At 66.9% G+C, this 14,392-nt stretch carries 12 protein-coding genes; 7 read left to right on the top strand and 5 right to left on the bottom strand.

Translation table 11 applies throughout. The annotated features are described in order from the left end of the window. The first annotated feature begins 171 nt into the window (after positions 1-171). The 6 genes from bamA to lpxB are packed head-to-tail and all read left to right on the top strand — an operon-like array spanning position 172 to position 6,950. Positions 172-2,502, top strand: a complete 2,331-nt coding sequence (bamA, locus tag AB3G45_RS16455) for an outer membrane protein assembly factor BamA (RefSeq protein WP_367831594.1) — start codon at positions 172-174, stop codon at positions 2,500-2,502. 49 nt (positions 2,503-2,551) lie between these two features. After that, positions 2,552-3,619, top strand: coding sequence for a UDP-3-O-(3-hydroxymyristoyl)glucosamine N-acyltransferase (gene lpxD / locus AB3G45_RS16450; protein WP_367833606.1), 1,068 nt, complete (start codon positions 2,552-2,554; stop codon positions 3,617-3,619). Beyond that, positions 3,612-4,079 (top strand): 3-hydroxyacyl-ACP dehydratase FabZ, encoded by a 468-nt coding sequence (fabZ, locus tag AB3G45_RS16445; protein ID WP_367831593.1) that lies wholly within the window; start codon positions 3,612-3,614, stop codon positions 4,077-4,079. The genes lpxD and fabZ overlap by 8 nt, the downstream gene beginning before the upstream one ends. Continuing rightward, on the top strand, positions 4,076-4,891 hold the full coding sequence (gene lpxA / locus AB3G45_RS16440) for an acyl-ACP--UDP-N-acetylglucosamine O-acyltransferase (RefSeq protein WP_367833605.1): 816 nt from the start codon (positions 4,076-4,078) through the stop codon (positions 4,889-4,891). Before fabZ ends, lpxA begins: the two co-directional genes overlap by 4 nt. Positions 4,892-4,896: 5 nt before the next feature. Then, positions 4,897-5,775, top strand: coding sequence for an LpxI family protein (locus tag AB3G45_RS16435; RefSeq protein ID WP_367831592.1), 879 nt, complete (start codon positions 4,897-4,899; stop codon positions 5,773-5,775). Then, positions 5,772-6,950, top strand: a complete 1,179-nt coding sequence (lpxB, locus tag AB3G45_RS16430) for a lipid-A-disaccharide synthase (RefSeq protein ID WP_367831591.1) — start codon at positions 5,772-5,774, stop codon at positions 6,948-6,950. The genes AB3G45_RS16435 and lpxB overlap by 4 nt, the downstream gene beginning before the upstream one ends. A 30-nt stretch (positions 6,951-6,980) precedes the next feature. Here the strand turns inward: lpxB and gltA are convergent, their stop codons facing one another. Continuing rightward, positions 6,981-8,270, bottom strand: a complete 1,290-nt coding sequence (gene gltA / locus AB3G45_RS16425) for a citrate synthase (protein ID WP_367831590.1) — start codon at positions 8,268-8,270, stop codon at positions 6,981-6,983. 307 nt (positions 8,271-8,577) lie between these two features. Here gltA and AB3G45_RS16420 point away from each other — a divergent pair, with 307 nt between their 5' ends. Continuing rightward, on the top strand, positions 8,578-11,022 hold the full coding sequence (locus AB3G45_RS16420) for a ComEC/Rec2 family competence protein (protein WP_367831589.1): 2,445 nt from the start codon (positions 8,578-8,580) through the stop codon (positions 11,020-11,022). Here the strand turns inward: AB3G45_RS16420 and lexA are convergent. The 4 genes from lexA to trpC all read right to left on the bottom strand — a co-directional run bounded on the left by lexA (position 11,016) and on the right by trpC (position 14,386). After that, entirely contained in the window at positions 11,016-11,738 is a 723-nt protein-coding gene (gene lexA / locus AB3G45_RS16415) for a transcriptional repressor LexA (protein WP_367831588.1), read from the bottom strand. The genes AB3G45_RS16420 and lexA overlap by 7 nt on opposite strands. 98 nt (positions 11,739-11,836) lie before the next feature. Beyond that, complete coding sequence (glp, locus tag AB3G45_RS16410) at positions 11,837-13,060, bottom strand: gephyrin-like molybdotransferase Glp (protein ID WP_367831587.1); 1,224 nt, start codon at positions 13,058-13,060, stop codon at positions 11,837-11,839. Next, entirely contained in the window at positions 13,060-13,557 is a 498-nt protein-coding gene (moaC, locus tag AB3G45_RS16405; protein WP_367831586.1) for a cyclic pyranopterin monophosphate synthase MoaC, read from the bottom strand. The genes glp and moaC overlap by 1 nt, the downstream gene beginning before the upstream one ends. Before the next feature lie 13 nt (positions 13,558-13,570). Then, entirely contained in the window at positions 13,571-14,386 is an 816-nt protein-coding gene (gene trpC / locus AB3G45_RS16400; RefSeq protein ID WP_367831585.1) for an indole-3-glycerol phosphate synthase TrpC, read from the bottom strand. Between the last annotated feature and the right edge of the window lie 6 nt (positions 14,387-14,392).

Genomic DNA, 14,392 nt, shown 5'->3' with positions numbered 1-14,392 from the left:
CTGTTTACCGTAATGAAACGGATGTAGTGACCTTCGGGCCACGGTTGGAATTGAAGTAAACAGAAATTAACGCGTGACCTTGCTTGTATGGCAAAAGCGGTTAAAACGGCAAACGTGACCGGAGTCGGGCGCGCGCCTGCCGGGACGTTGAAACGAAGGTAAGTAGTGAAGATGAAAGCTGGTTCAAACTTTTTGAACGCCGTGTCGGCCGTTGCGTTGTCGGCCAGTATGGTTGTCACGGGCGGCTCTTTTGCCACGCTTGTCTCCGCCAGCGTCGCGGAAGCAGCCGTTATCCGCAACATCCAGGTGCGTGGCGCCAGCCGTGTGAGCGCCGATACGGTCAAGGCGAACGTCACCATCACGCCCGGCAAGAATTTCTCCAACGCCGATATCGACGCGTCCGTGCGCCGTCTTTTCGCGACCGGCTATTTCTCGGACGTGAAGATCTCCGTTTCCGGCAGCACGCTCGTCGTCACGGTGGATGAGAACCAGTTGATCAACCAGGTCGTCATCAACGGCAACCGCAAGATCAAGGACGAGAAGCTCACGCCCGTTCTGCGCTCGCAGTCGCTCGGCCCCTACAGCGAAACCGCCATCGAAGCCGACAAGCAGGCCATTCGCGATGCCTATGCCTCGATCGGCCGTTCTGACGCCACCGTCACGACGCAGGTCTATCCCCTCGGCAACGGCCGCGTGAACGTCGCCTTCATCGTCGACGAAGGCGACCGCACGAAGATCTCGCAGATCAATTTCGTCGGCAACCAGGCCTACAGCAACAGCCGCCTGCAGGCCGTCATCATCACCAAGAAGTCGAACTTCCTGTCGTTCCTGACCCGCAAGGACGTCTACAGCGAGGACAAGCTGCGCGCCGACGAAGAGGCGCTGCGCCAGTTCTACTTCAATAACGGTTATGCGGACTTCCGCATCGTCTCGTCGGAAGCCGTCCTCGACGAAGCCTCCAACGAATATGTCGTGACCTTCACGGTCGAGGAAGGCCAGCGCTACGACTTCGGCGAGATCAACGTCGAGTCGACGGTGGACGGCATCGACGGGGAGGAACTGAAGGGTCTCGTCGAATCGCGCCCGGGCAAGATCTACCGCGCCCGCGACGTGCAGGACACGATGTCCGAGATCTCCAAGCGCGTCGCGGCCAACGGCTATCCGTTTGCCCGCGTGACGCCGCGCGGCAACCGCGACCTCGGCAACGGCACGATCGCCGTCGACTATCTGGTCGACCAGGGCGAGCGCGCCTATGTCGAGCGCATCGAGATCCGCGGCAACACCCGCACGCGCGACTACGTCATCCGCCGCGAGTTCGATATCGGTGAGGGCGACGCCTTCAACCAGGAAGTCATCACGCGCGCCAAGCGCCGTCTCGAAGCGCTCGGCTATTTCTCGACCGTCAACATCACCACGGCGCCGGGCAGCTCGTCCGACCGTGTGGTCCTGGTCGTCGACGTGCAGGACCAGTCGACCGGTTCGTTCGGCATCGGCGCGGGCTACGAGACGGGCGACAAGGGCGGCTTCAAGCTGGAAGCCTCGGTCGAAGAGAAGAACTTCCTCGGCCGCGGCCAGTATATCCGCGTCGCTGCCGGCGGCGGTGAGCATTCGCGCGACTACAACCTGTCGTTCACCGAGCCCTACTTCCTCGGCTACCGCCTGGCGGCAGGCTTCGACGTCTTCAAGAACGAGGACGACAGCGAGGATTACTACAGCGTCGATACGCAGGGCTTCACCCTGCGCGTGACGGCTCCCATCACGGAAGACCTGTCGACCTCGCTGCGCTACAACTACACGAAGCTCGACTACAGCTCCGGCGACCTCTCCGAGCTGTCGTCGCCCTACCAGCACGCCGTGGTCAACGGCCCGTGGGTTCGCTCCTCGATCTCGCACAGCCTGACCTACGATACGATCGACGACCGGACGCTGCCGCGCGACGGCATCTTCGCCCAGATCACGCAGGAATTCGCCGGCCTCGGCGGCGATTCCGATTTCTACAAGATCTCGGGCAAGGCGCGCTACTTCCACACCCTTCTGGAAGACGCCGACGTCATCGGCTCGATCGCCGTCAGCGGCGGCCACATGTGGGGTCGCAACGACGTGAAGGTCTACGACCAGTTCACGCTGTCGGCGAACGACCTGCGCGGCTTCGAATCGGCCGGCATCGGCCCGCGGGCCACCTCGACCCGCGATTCGCTGGGCGGCACGACCTACTTCACGGCCTCTGCGGAAGCATCCTTCCCGCTGCCGTTCATCGCACGCGACTCGGGCTTCCGCGGTGCTGTCTTCGTCGATGCCGGCACGCTTTACGGCAACGACGTCAAGACCGTGGCGGCCGACAAGGTCCGCGGCGATGACATGAGCCTGCGTGCGTCGGTCGGCGCATCCATCATCTGGGCTTCGCCGTTCGGTCCGCTGCGCGTCGACTACGCGGTTCCGATCAAGAAGGAATCCTTCGACGAGGTGCAGCGCTTCAAGTTCGGCATCGCGACCCAGTTCTGAGGTAGGCAGTCCAGAACTGCGAGAAAACGGACGTTCTGGAGTCATGCCTATGGAGCATAACTGGTTTTTTCCGCCCCATGACGGCATTCGTCTGGGTGACCTTGCCGCGAGGCTTGGGGCGGAACTCGCCGATCCTGCGCATGCCGAGCGTATCGTGCGCAGCGTCTCGCCCGTGAGCCGGGCGAAGGACGGCGATCTCTGTTACATTCTTTCCCGCAAGTTCCGCGCCGAACTCGAGACGAGCGAAGCGACCGCGATCCTGTGCGACCGTGCCCTGGCTTCCCTTGTTCCCCCGAAGATCGCCGTCCTGCTTTCGGCGAGGCCGCACACCGCCTTCGCGCGTGCCGGCGAGATGCTGCATCCCTCGGCCATGCGGCCGGAGGCGACGACCTCGGTGCCGGCCGGCATCGCACAGGGCGCCTATGTCGATCCACAGGCGCGCCTCGAGGACAATGTCTCCGTCGAACCCATGGCTGTGATCGGCAGGGGCGCGGAGATCGGCGAGGGCAGCCGTATCGGCCCGGGCGCGGTGATCGGCGCGGGCGTGCGCATCGGCCGTGACTGCACCATCGCCGCGGGCGTCACGATCCAGTGTGCGCTGATCGGCAACAATGTCATCATCCATCCCGGCGCCCGCATCGGCCAGGACGGGTTCGGCTATGCGCCCGGCCTCAAGCCCGGCATGATCAAGATCGTCCAGATCGGCCGCGTCATCATCCAGGACCATGTCGAGATCGGCGCGAACACGACGGTCGACCGCGGCACGATGGACGACACCGTCATCGGCGAGGGGACCAAGATCGACAACCAGGTGCAGGTCGGCCACAACGTGCGCATCGGCCGCCATTGCGGCATCGTCAGCGGCGTCGGCATCGCCGGCAGCACGCGCATCGGCGACGGCGTGATGATCGGCGGCGCGGCGGGCATCAACGGTCATATCACCATCGGCGACGGCGTGCAGATTGCCGCCATGAGCGGTGTCGTCGCCGATATTCCACCGGGCGAGAAATACGGCGGCATTCCCGCGCGCCCGATGCGCGATTTCCTGCGCGACATGGCGGAGATCGCCATGCGCTCCAGCACTCGAGTCCAGAAGAAGGGGGGCAACGATGAGTGAAGAGACCAAGGCGACGCTCGGCGTGGCTGATCTGCGTGAGATTCTGACGCTGCTTCCTCATCGCTATCCGTTCCTGCTCGTCGACAAGATCGTCGATATCGACGGCGACGATTCGGCCGTCGGCATCAAGAACGTCACGGCCAACGAGCCGCAGTTCATGGGCCATTTCCCCGACCACCCGATCATGCCGGGCGTGCTGCTCATCGAGGGCATGGCGCAGACGGCCGGCGCCATCTGCGCGCGCAAGACGCGCTCGGGCTCCAACCTCGTCTATTTCATGACGATCGACAATGCGCGCTTCCGCAAGCCGGTCGTGCCCGGCGACCGCGTCGAGTTCCATGTCGTCAAGCAGAAGCAGCGCGGCAATATCTGGAAGTTTCATTGCGATGCAAAAGTTGATGGGCAACTCGTCGCGGAAGCTGATATCGGCGCGATGATCGTCAAGAAGGAAGATGCCTGACCATGATTGCCGCCAGCGCGAAGATCCATCCGCTCTCCGTCATCGAGGACGGAGCGGTCATCGGTGAGAACGTCGTCGTGGGACCCTTCTGCCATGTCGGGCCCAAGGTCGTTCTCGGCGAGGGCGTGGAGCTTCAGACGCATGTGGTGGTCACCGGCCGCACGGAGATCGGCCGCCGCACGCGCATCTTCGCCAATGCCGTCATCGGCGGCGATCCGCAGAGCGTGCATCACGACGGCGCCGAGACGACGCTTGCCGTCGGCGAGATGTGCGTCATCCGCGAAGGCGTGACCATGAACGCCGGCACGACCGAGGGCGGCGGCAAGACCGTCGTCGGCAGCCACAACCTGTTTCTCGCGAATTCGCATGTCGCGCACGATTGCCGGCTCGGCGACCACATCATCCTGTCGAACAATGTCATGCTCGCCGGCCATGTGACGGTGGAGGACCGTGTGATCCTCGGCGGCGGCTCGGCGGTGCACCAGTTCACCCGCATCGGCCGCCAGGCCTTCATCGGCGGCCTTTCGGCGGTCGCCTACGACGTCATTCCCTATGGCATGCTGAACGGCAATCCGGGCATTCTCGGCGGCCTCAATGTCGTCGGCATGAGCCGCGCCGGCATGGAGAAGGCGACGATCCACGAGGTCCGCCGCGCCTTCAAGCAGATCTTCGAAGGCGAGGGCTCGATCCGCGCCAATGCGGCGGCGATCCGGGCGGATTACGCCGATAGCGTGCCCGTCATGCACATCCTCGATTTCATCGCCGCCGAAAGCGACCGCGCGCTCTCTTCCCCGAACCGCGGCAAGGGCTGAGCGGCGTGGCGGACGGCCGGCCTCTCGCGCGCGACCGGCTGGCCATCATCGCCGGCGGCGGGCTTCTGCCGCGCTATGTCGCGGATGCGGCCCGCGCCCGTGGCGAAGACCCCTACGTCCTCGCGCTGCGCGACGAAGCCGGTCCGGACTGGTCGGGCTTCGACCATCAGGTCATCTCCATCGGCGACTATGCCGGCATCGGCGCCACCTTCCGCACGAAGGGGATCGGCCGTGCCGTGCTGTCGGGCTCCGTCCGCCGCCGGCCGGAATGGCGCGATATTCATGCGCCGCTGAAGGCGCTGGCCGCCGTTCCCGCCATCATCCGCACGCTGCTGAAGGGCGGCGACGACGCTGTGCTGAAAATGGTCATCCGGCTGATCGAGGCCGAGGGGGTGCACGTCGTCGGCGCGCATGAGATCGTGCCGGATCTCCTCGGGATCGAGGGACCGCTCGGCGCGGTCGCGCCGGATGCCGCCGCCGAGGCGGATATCGCCGCCGCCGCCGCCGCCGCGCTGGCGCTCGGCCGCCTCGATGTGGGGCAGGGCGCCGTCGCGCTCGGCGGGCGCGTGGTGGCGCTGGAGGGGGCGGAAGGCACCGACGCCATGCTGGAGCGCGTGGCGGGCCTGCGCGCCGCGGGCCGCATTTCCGCGCGGCGCAAGGGGGTGCTCGTCAAATTGTGCAAGCCGGAGCAGGACCTGCGCGCCGACCTGCCGTCCATCGGCATGGAAACCCTGCGCCGTGCCCGCGCCGCCGGCCTTGCCGGCATCGCGGTGGAGGCGGGGCGCTCGCTGGTGCTGGAGCGCGCCGCGCTCGTTGCCGAAGCGGACGCGCACGGCCTGTTCGTGACCGGCATCGTGCCGGAGAGGGCGGAGGCGCCGCGATGACGGAAAGGCCCCTGACGATCGGCGTCGTCGCCGGCGAGGTGTCCGGCGATCTTCTCGGCGGCGACCTGATCGCCGCCCTGCGGGCCGCCCATGCCGGGCCGGTGGCCCTGGTCGGCGTCGGCGGCGAGGCGCTGGAGCGGCAGGGGCTCCACTCGCTGTTCGATTTCTCCGAACTCTCCATCATGGGCATCTCGCAGGTGCTGAAGCGCCTGCCGTCGCTCATCCGCCGCATCCGCCAGACGGCGGATGCCCTGATTGCCGCACGGCCGGATGTGCTCCTCATCATCGACAGCCCGGATTTCACCCACCGCGTGGCGCGCCGCGTTCGCAAGGCGCTGCCGGACCTGCCGGTCGTCAACTATGTCTGCCCGAGCGTCTGGGCGTGGAAGGAAGAGCGCGCGCCGCGCATGCGCGCCTATGTCGACCATGTCCTCGCGCTGCTTCCGTTCGAGCCTGCGGTGATGGCGCGGCTCGGCGGTCCGGCGACGACCTATGTCGGCCACCGGCTGATCGGCGATCCCGATATCCGGCGTGTGCGCGCCGCGCGCCTTGCCCGCACCGGCGAGGCGCCCGGCGGGCGCACCTGCCTCCTGCTTCCCGGCTCGCGCGGCACCGAGATCACCCGCCTGCTGCCGGTCTTTGGCGAAGCGGTACAGGAAATCACGGCCCGGAACCCCGGCACGCGCTTCCTCCTGCCCACCGTGCCCCGGCAGGAGGCGCTGGTGCGCAAACTCACGGCCGACTGGCCGGTAAAGCCCGGGATCACCGTCTCGACCGGGGAGAAGTGGCAGGCTTTCAGCGAGGCCGACGCGGCGATCGCGGCGTCCGGCACGGTCATCCTGGAACTGGCGCTCGCCCGCGTGCCCGTCGTCTCGACCTATCGCTTCGACTGGCTCGCCAACCTCTTCCTCGGCAAGGTGAGGATCTGGACGGCGGCGATCCCCAACATCATCGCCGACTATCCCGTCGTTCCGGAATATCTGAACGACATGGTGCGCCCCGGCAGCCTGACGCGCTGGTTCGAGCGGCTTTCGGCCGACACCGCCCAGCGCCGCGCCATGCTGGAAGGCTACGACCTCGTGCACGACCGCATGCAGACCGGAAGACCGCCCGGCGAGACCGGCGCGGCGGTCATCCTCGACCTTCTCGCAACAAAAAAGCCCGGTCGAAACTGACCGGGCTTTTTTCATGGGTATCTGCCGAAATCAGCGCTTGGAAACCGGCACGTAGTCGCGCTTCGGGGCGCCGATATAGAGCTGGCGCGGGCGGCCGATGCGCTGTTCGGGGTCCTCGATCATCTCGTTCCACTGGGCGATCCAGCCGACCGTGCGGGCGAGCGCGAAGAGCACGGTGAACATGGTGGTGGGGAAGCCCAGCGCCTTCAGCGTGATGCCGGAGTAGAAGTCGATGTTCGGGTAGAGCTTCTTCTCGATGAAGTAGTCGTCCGTCAGGGCGATGCGCTCCAGCTCCATCGCGACTTCCAGCATCGGGTCGTCCTTGATGCCGAGTTCGCCGAGAACCTCGTGCGTCGTCTTCTGCATGATGCGCGCGCGCGGATCGTAGTTCTTGTAGACGCGGTGGCCGAAGCCCATCAGGCGGAACGGGTCGTTCTTGTCCTTGGCCTTGGCGACATATTCCGGAATGCGCTCCACGGAGCCGATCTCGGCGAGCATGTTGAGCGCGGCTTCGTTCGCGCCGCCATGGGCCGGGCCCCAGAGGCAGGCGATGCCGGCCGCGATGCAGGCGAACGGGTTGGCGCCGGAGGAGCCGGCGAGGCGGACCGTCGAGGTGGAAGCGTTCTGCTCGTGGTCGGCATGCAGGATGAAGATGCGGTCCATGGCGCGCGACAGCACCGGGTTGACCACATAGTCCTCGCAGGGCACGGCAAAGCACATGCGCAGGAAGTTCGACGCATAGTCGAGGTCGTTCTTCGGGTAAACGAAGGGCTGGCCGATATGGTACTTGTAGGCCATGGCGGCGATCGTCGGCATCTTGGCGATCATGCGCAGCGAGGCGACCATGCGCTGGTGCGGATCGGTGATGTCGGTGGAATCGTGGTAGAAGGCCGACAGCGCGCCCACGACGCCGCACATGACGGCCATCGGATGGGCGTCGCGGCGGAAGCCGGTGAAGAACTTGGACATCTGTTCGTGCACCATGGTGTGGTGCGTGACGCGGTAGTCGAAGTCGTCCTTCTGGGACTTGGTCGGCAGTTCGCCGTACAACAGGAGATAGCAGGCTTCGAGGAAGTCGCCGTGCTCGGCCAGCTGCTCGATCGGATAGCCGCGATGCAGCAACACGCCTTCGTCGCCGTCGATATAGGTGATCTTCGATTCGCAGGAGGCGGTGGAGGTGAAGCCGGGATCGTAGGTGAAGGCGCCCGTATTCTTGTACAGCGTGCCGATATCGATCACATCGGGGCCGATCGTACCGGATCGCGTCGGCAGCTCGACTGTCTTGCCACCGATCGACACACCTGCGCTTGTTCCTGTCATAACGATCCTCCGTTGTTTCCGATGGCGGCACGAAGATGTGCCGGAACCATGAACATGCTCGTTTTGCTAGCCCATTTGCACCTGCCTGCCAAGCGAGACGAAAGACAAATTGTGCATTGCGGAAATAGGCTTTCCGGCAACGCAATATCTACCCTTTCCCGCAAGTTTCAAGCAACTTTTACGCGTGTTTCGTGGATGCGGAGGTGGCATCCTTTCTGTCTGGCTTAGCACTTGCCGCGCCCACTCCTGATTGAAGTTTCGTTCATTCGATTGCACAATGGTGGTGTGATCGGGCGGGGCCGGGACCATGGAGAAGCTCGACGTCGCGGAACGACGGGAGGTGCCCGAGGCCCATGCCTGGCGGGCAGCGCCGGATGACGCCCCCCTGCCGGTTCCGGCGCGCGATGCGGCCTGCAGCGGCGCGCATGCCCGCCTCCGACAGGCGGCAGAATACCTGCGGGGACGGCCCGCCGCGCGGCAGGCCTGCGCCGCAGCCTTCGCGCAGGAGCGGGCGCATGGCCATTTCTTCCTCTTCGTGCCGGTCTTCCTTGGCGCAGGGGCGGCGCTCTGGTTTGCCGCCGCCGCCGATCCGCCGCTTGCCGCCGTGCTGCTTTTCGCCGCCTTCGCGCTCTGGCCGGCCTGGCGCCTGCGCCATCGCGAGGACTGGACCGCGCTTGCGGCCGGCGCTGCGCTCCTCCTTCCCGTCGGCATGCTGCTGGCGGCGTTCGAAAGCGCGCGGCTCGGCACGGTCGTGCTTGATGCGCCGGTCACCACCGAGATCAGCGGCCGGGTGTTGTCGCGCGAAAGCGACGACCGGGGCGCGATCCGCTACCGCGTCGCGCTCGATACGACCCGCGACCCGGTGCTGAAACGGCCGCCCCGCGTGGTGACGGTGCTGGCCCGCAGCCCGCATGCGCCTATTGCGATCGGCGGCGGCATAACCGGGCGGGCACGGCTCGCGCCGGCCTCCGGCCCGGCGCTTGTGAACCTCAACGACTTCGCCTTCGACGCCTATTTCGCCGGCACCGGCGCCGTCGGCTATTTCTACCGCGCCCCGACCGCGGTTGCCTTGGCCGCGCCGGGCGTCGTGGACCGGATCCGCCAGGAGATCGCGGCCTGGCGAAGCAACCTCACCGAGCATATCCGGGGCCGGATCGGCGGGGATGCCGGCGCGATCGCCGCGGCGCTGGTGACCGCCGAGCAGCGGGCGATCGGCACTGAGACGGTGGAGGCGCTGCGGCAGGCGGGGCTTGCCCATGTGCTCGCCATTTCCGGGCTGAACATGGTGCTCGCGGCGGGCACGTTCCTTGTCGGCGCGCGGGGGCTGATGGCGCTGATCCCGGGCTTTTGCGAGCGCTATCCCGCCAAGAAGATCGCCGCCGCCGGCGCGCTCGTCATGGTGACGCTCTACATCCTCGTCTCCGGCGGCGCGATCTCCGCCGTGCGCTCCTGGATCATGATCTGCATCATGCTGGTGGCGGTGCTGTTCGGCCGCGCCGCGATCAGCCTGCGCAACGTGGCGCTGTCGGCGATCGTCATCCTCGCCGTCACCCCCTCCGCCGTCACCAATCCGGGCTTCCAGATGTCCTATGCGGCGACGCTCGGCCTCGTCGCCGGCTATGCCGCCTGGCGCGAGCGTCCGGTGCGGCGGGAGGGCGGGGAAGGGCGCTTCAAACTGTTCGGCGGCGCGCTGGGGCGCTTCCTAGGCGGGCTCATGCTGTCCTCGCTGATCGGCGGGGTCTCGACGCTGGTCTATTCCGTCGGCCATTTCCATCGCATCCCGGCCTATGGGCTTGCCGGCAACCTGCTCGCCATGCCCGTCATCAGCGCCGTCGTCATGCCCTTCGGCCTTGTCGCGGTGCTGCTGATGCCCTTCGGGCTCGACGCCGTGCCCTTCGCGATCATGGGCAAGGGCATCGAGTGGATGATCGCGCTTTCGATGTGGGTCGCGGGCTGGAAGGGCGAGATCGTCACCGGCCGCATCCCGCCCGCCGCCTTCCTGCTGATCGGCCTCGGCGGCGGGCTCGTCTGCATCCTGCGCACGCGGCTGCGCCATGCCGGAACGCTGCTTGCCGCCCTCGGCCTTGCGATCGCCTGCCTTCCCGCCGCGGGCGCCAGGCCGGAAATGCTGGTATCGGAGGACGGCCGCCTGGTCGCCATCCTGCGCGGCGAAACCGTCGCGACGAACCGTGCAAGGCCCTCCGACTTCATCTATTCCCAGTGGCGGCGGGCCTTGCGGCTCGGCGATCTTGCAAAACCGCAAACGCGCAGGAGCGAGGGCCTGACCCTGGAGGAAACGGATGATACTGCGGCAAGCGGGAAACCGCCGCGCCGCAAGGCCGACCGGCAGAAGGCGAAGGAGGCCATGGCGTGGGCGCTCGCGGCAGCCCGGACGGGCGGAAGTTTCGTCTGCGAGGCGAAGGCATTCTGCGCCGCCGTCTCGCCGAGCGGCTGGCGGGTCGTCACCCTGGACGACGTCGCCTTCCTGGGGACGGCCTGCGATGCCGCGGACCTCGTCGTCGTGCCCTTTGCCCTGCGGCTGGAAGCCTGCCGCTCCGGCGCCCGCCTGGTGACGGCGCGTCACCTCAGGCGAACCGGTGCCCTCGAAATCCGGCCGGCGGCCGAAGGGGCTTCCGGCACCTTTTCAGAGGCACACATGACGCCCGCCGTGGAAAGCCTCGACCGGCCCTGGACCCGCCACCGCACCTATGACTGGCGCACCGGCAGCTTCGATCCGCCGAAGGATCAATGATAGCGGCGGATGAGGCCGACCAGCTTGCCCTGGATCTTCACCCGGTCCGGCCCGAAGATGCGGGTCTCGTAGGCGGGGTTTGCCGCTTCGAGCGCGATGGAGGCACCCTTGCGGCGGAAGCGCTTGAGCGTCGCCTCCTCCTCGTCGACGAGGGCGACGATGATCTCGCCGGGATTGGCGCTGCTGGCCGTGCGGATGATCACCGTGTCGCCGTCGAGGATGCCGGCCTCGATCATCGAATCGCCCTTGACCTCCAGCGCATAGTGATCGCCGTTGCCGATCATCTCGGCCGGCACGGTGATGTCGTGGGTGTTGTTCTGGATGGCGGAGATCGGCACGCCGGCGGCGATGCGGCCCATGACCGGAACGGAGACGGAGGAGGAAATCTCCGCAACGGGCGTGCGCTGCGGCGGGGCGGCGACGGCTGGCGGCTGCTTGCCGCGGCTGCCCTCGATGACGGCCGGCGAAAAGCCGCGGCGCGGCTGCAGGCTCTGGCTATAGGCTTCGGGAAGCTTGATCACCTCCAGCGCGCGGGCCCGGTTCGGCAGGCGCCGGATGAAGCCGCGCTCCTCCAGCGCCGTGATGAGGCGGTGGATGCCCGACTTGGACGCGAGATCCAGCGCATCCTTCATCTCGTCGAACGAGGGAGGAATGCCGGACTCCTTCATCCGTTCATGAATGAACAGGAGAAGTTCCTGTTGTTTCCGCGTGAGCATGGCCCCTCCACCGAGAATCGAGTGAAACAAATCCAGAACGGACACTATCTGTTCCATATGTGTTCCGCAAGGGGTTGCTGAAACAATAATAATACTGTTCAGGCGGAGGGTTCGCGCAGGAGAAGCACAGTGCAGGGCGCGCCCGCGGGGATCGCGGGCGCGTGCGGCGGGCGGATGAGGAGGCCTTCGGAGGCCGCGAAAGCCTTCATCATGGAAGAATCCTGCTTGTCCAGTGGCGTGACCATGAGGTCGCCGGCGGGGCCACGGGCAAGGCGTGCGCGCACATAGTCCTGCCGATGGTCGTTTTCCTTGAGGGGCACGGCGGCGATTGCCGGATACTCGCGGCTTACCGCCGGCAGGTGCGCGAGGCGGCGCACGAGGGGAACGAGGAAGAGGTGGGAGCAGACGAGACTCGAGACGGGATTGCCGGGCAGGCCCATGACGTGCACGGCGCCGAGGCGGCCGACCATCAGCGGCTTTCCCGGGCGCATGGCGATGCGCCAGAAGTCGAGCTCCATGCCGGCCTCGCCGAGCACGGGCTGCACGAGGTCGAAGTCCCCGACGGAGGCGCCGCCGAGCGTGACGAGCCCATCGATATCGAGCGACAGCGCCCGGCGCACGGCCTGAAGCATCGCCTCCTTGTCGTCCGCGACGATCCCGAGGTCGATCACCTGCGCGCCGGCCGCACGGGCGAGGGCCGCGACGCCGTACGTGTTGGAGGCGATGATCTGGCTGGTTCCCGGCGGCGTGCCGGGCGGCACGAGTTCGTCGCCGGTGGCGAGCACGGCAATGCGTGGGCGGGCATAGACGGACAGCGCCGCATGGTTCATGGCCGCCGCGACCGTCAGGCGGCCGGCATCGAGCATGTCGCCGGCTTTCAGGACGACCTCGCCTTCGGAAAAATCCTGGCCTCGCGGGCGGATGTGGCGGCCCTTCGGCGTGAGGAAGGTGGTGCGGATGCGGCCGTCCTCCAGCACCGCGGCGTCTTCCTGCAGGAGCACGGTATCGGCGAAGGCCGGCAGCGGGGCGCCGGTGAAGATGCGCACGGCCTCGCCGGGACCGGCGGTGCCTTCGAAGGCGTGGCCGGCGGAAGACATGCCTGCAACGGTCAGGATCGAGCCGAGCGCGGCGATATCCGCGTGGCGCACGGCATAGCCGTCCATCGCGGAATTGTCGAAGGGCGGCTGCGTCAGCCGGGCGGCGACGTCCTCTGCCAGCACGCGGCCGTCGGCCTCATGCAGCGGGACCGTCTCGGTGCGCCGGGTCGGCCGGGCGGTGGAAAGCAGGCGATGGAGGGCGTCTTCGACGGGCAGCAGCGACATCAGCCGGCGTCTCCGCGCCGGTAGTCGCCGGAGCGGCCGCCGGATTTCTCCACGAGGCGGATGCCGCCTATCTCCATCTCCCGGTCGGCGGCCTTCGCCATGTCGTAGATGGTGAGGCAGGCGACGCTGACGGCGGTGAGCGCCTCCATCTCCACGCCGGTGCGGCCGGTGAGCTTGGCCATCGCCTCGACGCGCAGGCCCGGCAGGGCGCGGTCCTCGCGAATATCGACGGCGACCTTGGTCAGCATCAGCGGATGGCAGAGCGGGATGAGGCTGGCGGTCTGCTTGGCGGCCATGATGCCGGCAAGCCGCGCCGTACCGATCACGTCGCCCTTCTTGGCATTGCCGGTCAGGATGAGGTCCAGCGTTTCCGGCGCCATGCGGATGCACCCTTCGGCAAGCGCGACGCGCACCGTCTCCGCCTTGTCGCCGACATCCACCATGTCGGCCTTGCCGGAGGCGTCGATATGGGTGAGCGTGCGGGCCTCGCCCGTCATGTCGGGACCGCCATCATTCCGCCGCCAGCATGCCGGCCGAGCCGGTGAGGAGTTCGCCGGTGGCGGCCGCCACGTCGTCCTTGCGCATCAGGCTTTCGCCGACGAGGAAGGTCGAGATGCCGACCTTGCCGAGCCGTTCGCAATCCGCATGGGTGAAGATGCCGCTCTCGCCGACCAGCAGCCGGTCGTCCGGCACCATGCCGGCAAGCTTTTCCGACACGGCGAGGTCCACCTCGAAGGTGCGCAGGTTGCGGTTGTTGATGCCGACGAGCTTGGACTTGAGCTTCAGCGCCCGCTCCATTTCGGGCGCGTCGTGCACCTCGATCAAGACGTCCATGCCGAGCGAGAACGCGGCGTCTTCGAGTTTCTTCGCATCGTCGTCGCCGAGCGAGGCCATGATGAGGAGGATGCAGTCCGCGCCCCAGGCGCGCGCCTCCAGCACCTGGTAGCTGTCGAACATGAAATCCTTGCGCAGCGCCGGCAGGCCGCAGGCCGCACGCGCCGCCGTCAGGAATTCCGGCGCGCCCTGAAAACTCGGCGTGTCGGTGAGGACGGAAAGGCAGGCCGCGCCGCCGGCCTCATACGCTTTCGCCAGCGCCGGCGGATCGAAATCCGGCCGGATGAGGCCCTTGGAGGGGCTGGCCTTCTTGATCTCGGCGATGAGGCCGAAGCGGCCTTCCGCCTTTTTTGCCGTAAGGCTCGCGAAGAAGCCGCGCGGCGGCTCCTGGTCGCGGATGCGGGCGCGAAGTTCTACGGGGGAAACGCGCGTCTTGGCGGCGGCGATCTCTTCCAGCTTGTAGGCTTCGATCTTCTTCAGGATATCGGTCATGGACAA

It is taken from the genome of Shinella sp. S4-D37 (genome assembly GCF_040812195.1).
Classification (GTDB): Bacteria; Pseudomonadota; Alphaproteobacteria; order Rhizobiales; family Rhizobiaceae; genus Shinella.
Note: the sequence above shows the minus strand (reverse complement) of the source record. Positions and strands in the feature narration are given on the sequence as shown.

Bases quoted from the DNA above. Each gene is read 5' to 3' on its own strand.
- bamA (WP_367831594.1), top strand. From the start codon at position 172: ATGAAAGCTGGTTCAAACTTTTTGAACGCCGTGTCGGCCGTTGCGTTG.
- lpxD (WP_367833606.1), top strand. From the start codon at position 2,552: ATGGAGCATAACTGGTTTTTTCCGCCCCATGACGGCATTCGTCTGGGT.
- fabZ (WP_367831593.1), top strand. From the start codon at position 3,612: ATGAGTGAAGAGACCAAGGCGACGCTCGGCGTGGCTGATCTGCGTGAG.
- lpxB (WP_367831591.1), top strand. From the start codon at position 5,772: ATGACGGAAAGGCCCCTGACGATCGGCGTCGTCGCCGGCGAGGTGTCC.
- gltA (WP_367831590.1), bottom strand. From the start codon at position 8,270: ATGACAGGAACAAGCGCAGGTGTGTCGATCGGTGGCAAGACAGTCGAG.
- AB3G45_RS16420 (WP_367831589.1), top strand. From the start codon at position 8,578: ATGGAGAAGCTCGACGTCGCGGAACGACGGGAGGTGCCCGAGGCCCAT.
- lexA (WP_367831588.1), bottom strand. From the start codon at position 11,738: ATGCTCACGCGGAAACAACAGGAACTTCTCCTGTTCATTCATGAACGG.
- glp (WP_367831587.1), bottom strand. From the start codon at position 13,060: ATGTCGCTGCTGCCCGTCGAAGACGCCCTCCATCGCCTGCTTTCCACC.
- moaC (WP_367831586.1), bottom strand. From the start codon at position 13,557: ATGACGGGCGAGGCCCGCACGCTCACCCATATCGACGCCTCCGGCAAG.
- trpC (WP_367831585.1), bottom strand. From the start codon at position 14,386: ATGACCGATATCCTGAAGAAGATCGAAGCCTACAAGCTGGAAGAGATC.